Here is a 12,512-nt window from a genome sequence, read left to right on the forward strand (position 1 = left end):
TATACAACTAAATTAAGCATTTTAATTGGCATTCAGCTCATTAAAATATTAACAATCAGATGTTTATATCAACATTTAGTTTTTAGAGATGCCCTAAAGTAAAACCCCGCACTGGTCGAACTGGTTTTGGGTGTGAAATTCCGTTTTTACACGGAATGTAAAATCACCTTCAACCTTGGTCAGGAAAGCCGGTGCATTCGCCTTGCTGAATCCGTAATGTGTCCGTTGCCAGAAATCTGTTTTGGGTTCGGTTTGAATTTTCAAAACGCCATTGTGCAGCGTGAATTTCTGCGGTGGGTTTATCCAGTAAAATTGTTCCGGATTCATGACCGTTAATTCTTCAATTTATTCTTACTTTCACTACTATTTTTTTGACCTGAATATTTTCTGCTTTTTTGACCGTAGGCCTGTGCGCGTCCTTCGTGAAAAACAGAAAAAACTTACCGGGCGCTGCATTCCGGTAGTTTTCGCCTTCCGCGGTTAAAAACATAATGTCATTTTCTTCATCGTAAGGAACAGTAACATTTGTTTCGTCCAATGGCAAAACCCCGATTTTTTCTTCTCCTGAAACCAAAACCTGGATGTCAGCGTACTTTTTGTGCGCTTCAAACAAAACGTTTTCCTCGTTTCGGGTAACATATTCGTCAACATTCACGAACAAATCGGCACCTTCAAGTTCGTGCCTTCCTATTTCCAAATCTGCCAGGTTTTGCCCACTTAAAAATTGAAAGGCTTTATTCCAGCGCTCCTGATTTTTAAAATACAAACGGGCAAACTCTTTCTGATTCACCGATTCATCTGGCCGGGCATCCCACCCCTGTTTCCATTCGCCTTTACTGAACCATTCTTTAAGCTCGTTTTCGCTCCATTGGTCAGGAGCCTTATTTTTTTGCTGATTACATGCTGACCCCATAATAAAAATTGTAAGTGTAATGATGAGTAGAGTTTTCATTTGTTTTTCTTAAAGAGTTTATTTACAACATTTCCCAGTAAAAATCCCACAATAAAGATGGCCATTGTGCCAAATACAATTGAGAGATAACTGTGAAACGGACTGGCATATTTTACCATCTCTCCTGTGGTGAAAATCACTGGCGACAGGCTCATCCAGCCTATCACTAAAACTCCGGCAACTACTCCAATTATTGCGGCGGTGTTTTTTACTTTCGGCGCCAGAAAGCCGAGCAGGAACAACCCGAGCATTCCCCCGCTGAATATGGAAGCCAGTTTCCACCAGGCATCCAGGGCGCTTTGTACGTTAATCATTGCCACGGCAATAATAATGGCAAGCACACTGAAAATGAATGAAGAAAGGTATAAAACCAGCATCGATTTCCGCTCGGTTTCCGGATGTTCGGGTGGCAGTTTAAAAAAATCGGTCAGGATAACGGTTGCCGAGCTGTTAAGTCCGGTTGATACAGTGCTCATACCAGCTGCAAAAATAGAAGCAATCATCAATCCGGTAAGTCCCACTGGTAATTGGTTCACAATAAACCACGGAAATACCTTGTCGCCATCCACATCCGGTGGTAGTAATCCGGGATTGGCCTGATAATAGCTAAAAAGGGCTGTTCCGATAAACAGGAATAACGCTGACACCGGAACATACATCAATCCACCGTACAGGGCCGATTTTTGTGCCTCCTTATCGGAACGGGAACTCATATACCGCTGAATGTAATTCTGGTCAATTCCAAAATTCTGAAGGTTAATAAACAAACCATAAATTAATACCACCCAAAATGTGGAACTGGTTAACCCGGTACTAAAACTGCCAAGGCTGAATTTTTGGTTTTCTGCAGCAATATGAAAAATTTCTCCCGGCCCCTCAGGCATGGAAAACATCAGTACACCGATGCAAACCAACGCCCCGGCAATAAGGATAATGGCTTGTATTGCATCGGTCCACACTACAGCTTGTATTCCTCCGAGAAGTGAATAGATCATTACGCTTAATCCGGTAATGATTATAATCGTAGTAATGTTCCATCCCAGCAAAACATTTAGGGGAAGGGCCATCAGAAACAGGATGGTTCCTGCCCGCATAAGCTGGGTAAGCAGGTACATTACTGAAGCGTATGTTTTTGCCCAGGGGCCGAAACGTCTTTCCAGGTAAGTATAGGCCGAGGGACTGTTGACCGAACGGTAAAGCGGAACGAAGAACTTAACAGCAATAATGGATGCAATTGGAAGTGACAAACTAAACACAAACGGGTTCCAGTCGGTGAGAAAAGCCTGCCCCGGAAGGGCCAGGTAACTTATACTGCTTACAAAAGTAGCCAGAATCGACATGGAAATAACCCAGCCGGGCAGGGTATTGTTTCCAAGTGTAAAGGCCGAGGCGGTTTTATTTTTCCGGTAGAAAGAACTTCCGAACAAAACGATGCCAATCAGGTAGAGAATGAAGATGGTAATATCTATTACAGTCATGAGTGTAGAATAATTTTAAAATTTAAGTCTAATTACTGAAGTTCGAGAGCATTTAACGCTGCTTCAATTTTTTCCCGCTCCGGTTTATTAAACCGGTGAAAAGGTTCAGCCATAAAGTCACTGCAAATTCCTCTGACAGACAAAGCGCATTTAAGACCTTTTAAATAGCTTGAACCATAATTCCCTATGTTGTATATTGAAGAACTGATTTGCATTACCTTTTGTTGAAGCTCATGTATTATTTTAAAATCTCTTTTCACAGCTGCCTCATATAAATCCACATACAGTTTTGGAAACAGGTTTGCTCCCCCGTTTACGCCGCCATGACCGCCGGTCAGAACAAACTCAGCCATAAATTCTTCCGGGCCAACCATGAATGTAAAATCATCCCTGTCTTTAAGTGCAAATTGCACCTGCTTAAAATATGCCAGGTCTGATGAACTGTCTTTCATTCCGATAATTCCAGGAATTTCAGCAGCAGCTTTTACGGTTTCGGGTGCGAGCATCACTTTTGTATGCGAAGGAATATTGTACAGAAAAAGGGGCAACGGCATTTGCGTCATTATGCGCTGAAGATATTCCAGCAATTCAGGCTGACTGGCAGCAAAATAGTAGGGTGGTGCCAGCACAACCGCATCTGCATCACAGTTGGCTGCAATTTTCGCCAGGTTCAGGCTTTCAGTAAATGCTGAATCGGTTATTCCCACAAGCACCGGGACACGTCCTTTTACCAACTTGCAGGTACGTTCTGTTAGCTCCCTCCGGAGCTTGTAACTTATACTTGCAAACTCTCCGGTAGTCCCTAAAATGAAAATGCCATGAACACCTCCGGAAATAGTATGTTCTATTAGCCGTTCCAGACCTTCAATATCCAGGGTATCGTTGTCGAGTAAAGGGGTGATAAGTGGGGGGATGATGCCATGTAGTGGAAGTTTTAGATTGGTTTTCATTACAATAATTTAAAATTTTATTACTTCTTTTTTTGTTTAACTTAAATTTATTTCATCAATTATTTGGAGTAATTGAATAATTTTCTTATCAGGAGTTCCTTTTTCGATGTCAGCTACAACCATGTCGCAAGGGACATATAAGCGAGAAATCCTGTCCATATCTTCCTTTATTTGACCAATGGGTTTTGAGTTTAAATCCATTGGAGTGTACATAATAGATCTTCTTGCATCAGGAAAAAAACTTTTGGCTTTAGCAAGGTCTGATTTTATACCCATATCAATATAACCCAAGTTAGGAATTTTGGCATAATACTCAATATACGGATCGGCATTCCATGCACAATTATGGATACCCATTAAACCGAATGCCTGGGATATTTTTAAATCGAACGGCATTACAAAATCCCTGTATTGTTCGGGGGAAATCATGTTGACAAGGCAGTTGCTCACTGTGAAAAATTGGTAATCCACATTGCTCATTTTTTGACGTTTGTGCAGTCGTTTGGCTGCATCTATCATTGTGGTACATACACAATCCATTAAATGCAATACCGAATCCGGATCGATGAACATGTCTATAAAAAGTTGTTCTCCCCTGAGCCGCTGTGCATTATTCAGGACTCCTTGCCAATTTATAAACCCAATTATCTTTTGCTGATCGTTTTGAATCCAATCCACTTGTTTCATCAGATTTTGAAAGAAGGGATTACTGTCCAAATCCGGAGGTATCAACGTCTTTATTTCATAATCAGTCATTGGTTTATGTGCACAATTAGGCCAGTTGTTTTTGCTATAGATTATAGGAATACCATAAATTGCCGCTACTGTGCAAGCGCCATATACCCCGGTTAATAAATCAAGTGAATTTTCTAACAAAACTCCGATTTTCCTGCCAGGGAAGCGCCTGTCAAGTTCATCTCGCATTGCGATTATCGTTTCTTTGCGGTACTTTGCATCATGGTGCCATTGTTCGCTAAAGTCAATTTCGAGTTTGGTTCTATACCAATTAGGTGTAAAACCTATTTCTGGTCGAACAGGAAGTTCATTCCCTGTAGCTGGTCTGCGAGTTGCAGGAGCCGATGGTGCTATATAGCTAATTAATTGTTCCATGTATTTTTAGAGTACCTTAAAAAGGTATTACCCAATCAAGTTCTATTTAGCAGAATTATCGCTATAAGGATTATCCCGATAATAAATATATCCATCTTCTGCTCCGATAATTAATTCAGGAATGCCATCTTTTGTTAAATCAATAACTGATGGGCTGCTGGTATGTCCGGCTAATTTTCGTTTATCCAGAAGCCCCTTGTCTTCAAAAATGATGATTCCATTTTCTTCACCTATATTTTTATAAAATGTAGCATTTTGACTATTAAGTAAAAGGTCTAGCCGCCCATCACCATCAAAGTCAACAATTGAGATTTTTCTCCGGCCACTGAGACCGGCTTTCCCTCCATTTAATCTTAATTCATCCCCAACAATTAAGTCTAACCAACCGTTTCCTGTAAAATCATAAGCAACAGGAGTGATCATGCAAAGGTCCATCCGGATAATTTGATCACCATTAGTAAGTGGCCTTCCAGGAGCAAATAATGGGTTTGTTTTGGAACCGACATTTTCAAAAAAAGTGAACCCATCACGAAATTCACCGCAAATTAAGTCCGGTTTTCCATCCCCGTTAAAATCGGCAAAATTGGGAGATGGCCTGCCATAAACATTGAGTGGCACACCATCTGTATTCAGTAGCTGAATTGGTTCCTTATATTTTGGTTTCTCATTATTCCCTTCGTTTTCTAATAAATATATGTAACCATGTAAAGGGCCATTTGTCCATTGGCCTTTTTCATCATAGGCATCATCCCAACCATAATATTCATTTCCTTTGTATTCCCTCGGGCCCCAAACCCCAATGCCAACTATCAAGTCTAAAACTCCATTCCCATTAAAGTCAACAAAATGCCACTGATTGGCTCGCGTGTTAATTTCTTTAAAAAGAAGTTCCTTAACATCAGGAGCTGAAATATTTTCCGGATTCTCAAAAGCAGAGTTTTTAAAGTCAGGATACCATTTGCCAGGAGTGGTTACTAAAGGTTCGCCATTATAATAGGATATACTTACATTATTTACTGCTTCGCCGATACGTTGAGATGGTTTATAAACGGGCAACTTTGTTTCTGTATCAATTACTCCCGTGTTTTCAAAGAAATAAACCCCTTTATAGGGTGTATCAGTACAAACAACTACCAGATCGGTTAATCCATTATCATTGTAATCCATAGGCAGTGGCCAGGCCCATAAACCAACTCCCAAATCAACCAGAATATCTGGATTGTTGTATGCTAATCGCTCAAGATCTTGGCTGTGTAATACAGTACTAGGTATCAAAAATGCAATAAAATATAGTAGTTGAATGAAAATTTTATTTTTCATATCAAAGTTTTTTAAGTTATGAACAATAACCCAGTTAAGATAAATCACAACCGGGTTATTATTATTAATTTATTTCAAAATATTGTTAAAAATATACCTTTTCAGTAATTATTATTTTTATCTCCATTCCGGATGTTGCTCTAAATTTTTGGCATTATCTATAGCACTTTGAGGAATTGGCCAAACGTAATGTTTATTTGGGTCAAAATTCCTGGTATGAATAATTCTTAAGGGAAGTAAATCTGGAATTTCGAAACTTACAACTTGTTTATTCATTACTTCTTCTGCTATCTTCCATCTAAGTATATCGAAATATTTTAATCCTTCACCTGCCAATTCAACTCGCCTTTCATTTCTATTAGTAGCCTCATCTTCAATTACCCGCGCAAGTTGCCCGAAAAAGGGGTTTGAAATATCAGCCACAATCAGGCCTATGGTATTTGTAGAGCCTTTCCTTAAACTGCGTGCAATTTGGTTTGGTTTATAATTGAGCTCTTTTGCTACTTTGTGTATTTTTTCAACGACTTCCTGGCTGACTCGTTTTTCTTTTTCCAGTCCATTGAGCACATAAGAAACAAGGGCAGTTGAAACTCCAACCTTGTTTGCGATGTCTTTCATTGAAACTTTTTTAGCCATGATCAGTTTAAAGTTGAAAAGAAATAATTTAAAATTATTTCAAATTATAAATCAAATCTATGCTTAATCGTTTAAATTAATTTTGTATTTTTTGACTATTTCTAATGGTTTTTTGATATATTTCATATGTTTAATTATTTCAGGCCTTTTTATGGGGCAAAATTCCACATGAATTCTATCTTATTTTTGTGCATTTACGTTGTGGAGAAAATTAAATTGTTTAACCAAACCTGGACAGGTCACCGGATTTTCAGGTTACAGGAAGAAGGGAAAAATGAAAAACTCAATAAAAATTAACCATGAATAAAAAGTCTTTAATCGCTTTTTTTGTTTTCGCCATTTTTCTGGCGGGAAGCCTGCACGGAGCAACTTCAGATAAGGAAAAACCTGTTCACCACGATGCTTCTTTTTGGCAGGATTACAGCATAAAATACTATTTCAATCAGCCAGGCATAACGCTTGAAAAAGTAGCTGCCGACCGAAACGGAAAAATACAGATATTATCATCTGACGGGTTGTTGCATCCCCATGACGGAGATTTTCTTTATCCGGGAACGCTGGAAAAGGACGGAACTTACCGTCCAATGTCCGATAAAAATATTGTCGGATTGGCAACTTACAAACAGCAACTGGTTTACCTCGATGATGAAGCCGTGCTGAGCAACGCATGGGCTGGTAAACTTTTCTCAAAACATCAGATGCCTGATGTAAATCTGTTTGCCGGTGGCGAAAATTTTACTTTCCTGGTTGCCGATGGTAGAAATTTGAAATTGCTTAATGATTCGGAAGAACTTTGGAAAGGCCGGACATCGGAAAACATTCTTGAACTGAAATATGTTCCGGGGACCGAAAAATTTTGGATATTGACCTCAAATTCGCTTCAGACTTTTTCCCCGGAAGAAAAGGAGTTGCGACTCATTTTCGAAGGGACCGGATTTACCTCCTTCGATGTGGTGGCCTTTGGCACAAAAACCATTATTGGCACACCAAACGGTTACATCGAAATCAACAACCTTTCACAAAAACAGGAAGGAGACATCAAATCAAACCTCCCGGTGCCTGAAATTACCGTGGTGAAAGAGGTTAACGGCAACGTTTGGTTCGGTTCGCCCCAGGGGGCTTTTAAATTGCGCAACGATGGCAAATATGACTATTATTACGGCGAGCGCTGGCTTCCCGGAAACCGGGTGATTGATATAGCCGAGGGCCCGTATAATTCGGTTTTGATTTTGACAGATAATGGCCTGGGGCAAATTTGCTTCAGTAAAATAACTTTGGCCGAAAAGGCAAAATACTTCGAAAAACAGGTGCGTCTCCGCCACATCCGCCACGGGTTTAATTCCACTTTGAGCGGAATGGAAAACGGTAACCTGTCCACCGGTCATCTCGACGATTCAGACAACGACGGGCTCTGGACTTCCATGTACCTCGGAAGCCAGGTTTTCAGGTATGCCGTAACCAAATCTGAAGAAGCGCTGCAAAATATCATCGAATCGCTGGATGCCATGGAACGGCTTTACACCGTCAATCTGGTGCCGGGGTTCCCGTCGCGGTCGTTCAACCGCAGCGGATACATTGAAAAATTGTCGAACCCGGAACGCTGGCAACATTCCGCAGATCCCGAGTGGGACTGGAAGGCCACCACCAGCAGTGATGAAGCCATCGGTCATGTATTTGTGTTTGGTGCCATTGCCGAACTGATTGATGTGGAACCGGTCAGGGCAAAAGCGGTTCAACTGCTCGATGCACTGATGCAGCACATTGTGGACAACAATTTTTACCTGGTGGATTACGACGGCAAACCAACAACGTGGGGGCGATGGAATCCTGAGTATGTAAATGGATTTCCTACCTCGGTGGGCGACCGCAAGCTGAACAGCTCGAACATTGTGGCCATGCTGCAAACAGCTTATCATTTCACCAAAAAAGAAATTTACAAAGAAAAAGCATTCGAACTGATGCACGACTACGGGTACTTCGAAAACCTGATGCGGCCTATGGAAGAGATTGGCAAAGCACCTGATGGTTCAGATGATTGGGCAGAAATGTTATCCGAATCGTGGAACCACTCCGACGACGAAATGTACTTTCTGGGTTACTGGGGATTGTACCGTTATGCGTTTAACGATTCACTGAAAGCCATGTTCCGTGAAAGCATCATCGACCATTGGGAACACGAGCGGCCTGAAAAAGAGGGTTTGTGGAATCTGTTTACTGCTATGGTGAATAATGAATTCGACCTGGAAGAAGCCATTTGGTATTTACAGGAATACCCGATGGACCTTATCACCTGGACCGTAAAAAACAGCCACAGGAAAGATATTCAGCCCATTCCGGAAAATTTCCGCAGGCAAACCACTGAAGAGGTGCTGCCGCCCGATGAATTGCAAATAAGGCGGCACAACGCCAACCGTTTCGGGCTTGACGGGGGCAATAACGGAAGTTCAGAGTATAGTGCCGGTGACATTTGGTTGCTGCCCTACTGGTTGGGACGTTATCTGGAGGTAATTGAATAGTTGCTGGATAATGAACTGAAAAATCGGATGTATTGCACCATGGCTTCAGCCCGGTGAACAGGAAATAGCTACAAGCGTAACCCGGCTTTAGCCGTTAAAGATAATCCCGGGTGTTTATAAAATTTTCAAAAGAAAAGGATTTCAAAATGCAAAAAACAAGAAAGATATATTTCAGCCTTTTTTTTACGGGAATATTTGCACTCCTTTTTTTTGGGTGTTCGCAATTAAATCCTGAGTCGGAAAAGTCGGTTCAGCAGGTGATGGATGAAGTAGTTACACGGCTTTATGCTACCATGAATGAAGATGAACTGGCAGCAATTGACCAACAAACAGCCATGTCGCTTTTTACTGAAGCAGATTTGGAAGTGCTTTCCACCCGGCATTGGGTGTTCGACGTAAATGTGCCGGTGGTGGTTTCCATTATGCGTAATACAAGTCAGAAGACGATGCCGTTCTGGCTCGGACCTGCCGGATTTGAAAAAACACGCCTCGAAATGCGAAACGAATATAATACCTATGAAGTGTGGCAAAAGGAATTTGATAAAGGAACTGTGGAACTCGGGATTAACGGATTCAAAAATTTTGCTTATCACTATTTTGTTTCCGTAGCGCCGCAAAATGAAAATGACCGACTGGAATTGTCTTGCTCTATCCCCGAAAACCAGTATATTGGAGTTTTGGATGACAGTGTTTTCACTTACCACGACTGGACCGAACTCGTTTTGATGGACGTTCCCGAAGAAATGAAAGGTCAAAAATTGCTGACCACCATTCGGGGAAGGGGAAAGGAATCACACCTCATTGGGGCCTTCCGTAAAACCCAATTCCCGTCGTCTGCTAAACCCGACCAGGTTTTACTGACCTGGAGCGCCGATCCGTCAACAAGCATCGACATTCAGTGGCGGACGAACATTTCAGTAGAAACCGGGGAAGTGAAATACCGGGTTGCAGGAACCACTGATGAAAAAGTAGTTGAGGCTGAAAAGTATGTGATGGAAGATCGCGAACTGATGAATGACCGTTTTATTCACCGGTTTACTGCAAAAATCAGGAATTTGAAACCGGGAACTAATTATGAATATTTAATTGTCCCGGAAACCGACTGGAACAAAGCCTGTACATTTTCAACTCCGTCCGGCGATGACTCCTTTTCATTTATCTGGTTTGGCGATGTGCATCACAAAAAGGAGTTTGGCGACCTGCATAACAAAGCCGAAGCTGCCCATCCCGAAACGGCTTTTTATACTATTGCCGGCGATTTGGTGAGCGACGGCCTCTACCGCGACCAGTGGGATGAACTTTTTGAATATTCCAAAGAGGTTCTCCGTAAAAACCCGCTGATGAACGTGCCTGGAAACCACGACAACCGGTTGGGACTTGGCGCTAAAATGTACCGCGATATGTTCATTTATCCCGCCAACGGTCCGGAGGGAGTGCCAAAGGAGCAAACTTATTCATTCACCTATAAAAATGCACTGTTTTTGATGCTTGATGCCACTTCTTCAGTAGAAGCACAAACGGAGTGGATTGAGAAGCAATTAGCCAACTCGTCGGCCAACTGGAAAATTGCGGTGTTCCATTTTCCTCCTTACAATTGGGAAGAACCTTACCTGAACATCCAGGAGGAGTGGATTCCGGTTTTCGACAAGTACCACGTGAATATGGTTTTCAGCGGGCATATTCATTATTACATGCGCTCCAAACCCATGAAGGACGGGCAGGTTGTGGATTCATACAACGACGGCACAGCCTACATTATTTCCCTGGGAATTCCCGGACGTAACGAAGAAATTGATGATGAACCTTACGCTGCTGTACGGGAACAGGATTGCTGGCTGTACCAGCACATTCGCATCAACGGAAACCAACTTTATTACCAGTCAGTGAATTTTGAGGGAGAGGTAATTGATGAATTTGAAATTGTAAAATAAGAAGAAAAGAACCATTGAAACAGTCGGGGGCAGCGCCGTTTGATGGTACTGCAAGGCCTGAGTTGTATTAAAGTTATACAAAGCAAATTTTCACACGCACACCACTCGCAGCGACGGCCGAATGAACCCCTAACCCGTGGACCGGATTTGCCGAACTGGAACCGAGCAACGGCTCCCGCCAACGTCTCGAAATCGGGCAACTGGAAGAACAGGATTTGGTTTATGAAAATCGCGACCCCCAACAACTGGGAATGCTGGCTATTCAGAGAAACACAACTTTCGCTGAAAGAAAATCCCGAAGTTGAAAAATACGTCCGTGCCGAGATTTTCGGGCCGGGTGAGGTTATTATGGGAACGCAGCCGTTTGGAATTAGGTAGATAGATTCGGTTAGTTAAACCTTCAAGGTTTTGGAAACCTTGAAGGTTTGAATTCGGTCTTACTGCAGAAACGCTTTGCGGTATTGCGAGGGCGTTTTTTTCATCACCACTTTAAAGTAGTGGTTAAAATTGGCCAGGTTGTTATAGCCGCATTCGTAGCAAATCTGCGTAATCTGTTTGTCGGTTTCGGCCAGCAGCCGGGCGGCAATACCAATGCGCACATTTTTTACATAATCCATGAATGTTTGGTTGGTCTTCTTTTTAAAGTAGCGGCAAAACGAACTTGGTTCCATGTAAACCAGTTTGGCTGCATCGTTTAGGTTAATTCCATTTTGGACATTTTGAAAAACATATTCGTAAATTTTATCAATTTGCTCACGATCCTTATCGTAGGTGTTTGGCATGGAGGATGGCAGAGCTAAGTACTCCCGGTTTTCGACTTGAAGTAAAAGGCTGAACACTTTTAAAAGTTCAATGTAGCGTGCAAGGCCGTCAATGCGAACCATTTTTTTTAGTGATTCAGAAACCTTTTTAGTAATCGGTCCATGAAACAGAATCCCACTGTTGGCTTCTTTCAGAAGATTAACTACTTCATTCAGTTCTGGAATATTAAAAAAGTTAGAACTAATTATGTTTTCATAAAAATGAGTTACCACACATTCCCCATGACCATCTGTACCAGGTTCCATAACTTCCCAGCAATGCGAAATATTAGGTCCTAATAGTACTAAGTCTCCCGGGGTATAGCTTGAAATATGGTTACCAACAATTCTCCGTCCTGATCCTGAAGTAATGTAATTAAGCTCAAAATTTTTGTGAGAATGAATTTTATCTGAATCAGGATCCATTTTTAACCGACGTGTGATAAATGAATGTTTGTACGAGACATCTATCTTTTCATAAACAAATTTCATATTATCCTTTTTTAACCATAAAGCTTAAATATACAAGTTTTTTTATGAATATTAGTCAAAATTTAATGCAAAAAAAACAAATTTCGACAAGTGTTTTGACCTTGTTTGCTTTTCTTTTGTAATAATAAAAAAACAAGTGATAAATATTTAGAAGAGATTAAAGAAATGATAGATAAAACAGAATTTTCCTAAAACTTTTAACAAGTTGATATGGAAAGTGCCTGCTCAACCGTAAATTCCATTTACGGCTATTGTTGTTCAATTCTTTCAGAATTGGATTGTTGAGCAGTAGGGAACAAGCGTTTAATTTGAAGTCAAATGAATCGA

11 protein-coding genes are annotated in these 12,512 nt (G+C 41.3%); 3 read left to right on the forward strand and 8 right to left on the reverse strand.

Annotation, left to right across the window (positions count from 1 at the left end; all coding sequences use genetic code 11):
• Positions 1–93 precede the first annotated feature (93 nt).
• From ACTCNA_RS16005 to ACTCNA_RS16035, 7 genes are all read right to left on the reverse strand, one after another.
• Positions 94–327 carry a DUF1349 domain-containing protein gene (locus ACTCNA_RS16005; protein WP_462948941.1) on the reverse strand — a complete coding sequence of 78 codons (234 nt, stop codon included), beginning with the start codon at positions 325–327 and terminating at the stop codon, positions 94–96.
• Between the two features lie 13 nt (positions 328–340).
• Positions 341–952, reverse strand: coding sequence for a NanQ anomerase/TabA/YiaL family protein (locus ACTCNA_RS16010; RefSeq protein WP_462948942.1), 612 nt, complete (start codon positions 950–952; stop codon positions 341–343).
• Positions 949–2,430 (reverse strand): sodium:solute symporter family protein, encoded by a 1,482-nt coding sequence (locus ACTCNA_RS16015; RefSeq protein ID WP_462948943.1) that lies wholly within the window; start codon positions 2,428–2,430, stop codon positions 949–951. The genes ACTCNA_RS16010 and ACTCNA_RS16015 overlap by 4 nt, the downstream gene beginning before the upstream one ends.
• A gap of 32 nt (positions 2,431–2,462) precedes the next feature.
• Complete coding sequence (locus ACTCNA_RS16020) at positions 2,463–3,380, reverse strand: dihydrodipicolinate synthase family protein (protein WP_462948944.1); 918 nt, start codon at positions 3,378–3,380, stop codon at positions 2,463–2,465.
• A 36-nt stretch (positions 3,381–3,416) separates the two neighbouring features.
• Positions 3,417–4,490: a uroporphyrinogen decarboxylase/cobalamine-independent methonine synthase family protein gene (locus ACTCNA_RS16025; protein ID WP_462948945.1), complete on the reverse strand. Its 1,074-nt coding sequence runs from the start codon at positions 4,488–4,490 to the stop codon at positions 3,417–3,419.
• 42 nt (positions 4,491–4,532) lie between these two features.
• Positions 4,533–5,810, reverse strand: coding sequence for an FG-GAP repeat domain-containing protein (locus ACTCNA_RS16030; RefSeq protein WP_462948946.1), 1,278 nt, complete (start codon positions 5,808–5,810; stop codon positions 4,533–4,535).
• A 117-nt stretch (positions 5,811–5,927) separates the two neighbouring features.
• Positions 5,928–6,446, reverse strand: coding sequence for a LacI family DNA-binding transcriptional regulator (locus tag ACTCNA_RS16035; protein WP_462948947.1), 519 nt, complete (start codon positions 6,444–6,446; stop codon positions 5,928–5,930).
• A 299-nt stretch (positions 6,447–6,745) separates the two neighbouring features.
• On the opposite strand from ACTCNA_RS16035, the gene ACTCNA_RS16040 reads away from it, so the two are divergent.
• The 3 genes from ACTCNA_RS16040 to ACTCNA_RS16050 all read left to right on the forward strand — a co-directional run bounded on the left by ACTCNA_RS16040 (position 6,746) and on the right by ACTCNA_RS16050 (position 11,271).
• On the forward strand, positions 6,746–8,962 hold the full coding sequence (locus tag ACTCNA_RS16040) for a hypothetical protein (protein ID WP_462948948.1): 2,217 nt from the start codon (positions 6,746–6,748) through the stop codon (positions 8,960–8,962).
• Between the two features lie 146 nt (positions 8,963–9,108).
• A complete protein-coding gene (locus ACTCNA_RS16045; RefSeq protein ID WP_462948949.1) occupies positions 9,109–10,893 on the forward strand; it encodes a purple acid phosphatase family protein in 1,785 nt (594 codons plus the stop codon).
• A gap of 222 nt (positions 10,894–11,115) precedes the next feature.
• On the forward strand, positions 11,116–11,271 hold the full coding sequence (locus tag ACTCNA_RS16050) for a hypothetical protein (RefSeq protein WP_462948950.1): 156 nt from the start codon (positions 11,116–11,118) through the stop codon (positions 11,269–11,271).
• A 59-nt stretch (positions 11,272–11,330) separates the two neighbouring features.
• On the opposite strand, the gene ACTCNA_RS16055 is transcribed toward ACTCNA_RS16050, so the two are convergent.
• A complete protein-coding gene (locus ACTCNA_RS16055; RefSeq protein ID WP_462948951.1) occupies positions 11,331–12,185 on the reverse strand; it encodes an AraC family transcriptional regulator in 855 nt (284 codons plus the stop codon).
• Positions 12,186–12,512 lie beyond the last annotated feature (327 nt).

Source organism: Tangfeifania sp. (genome assembly GCF_055108615.1).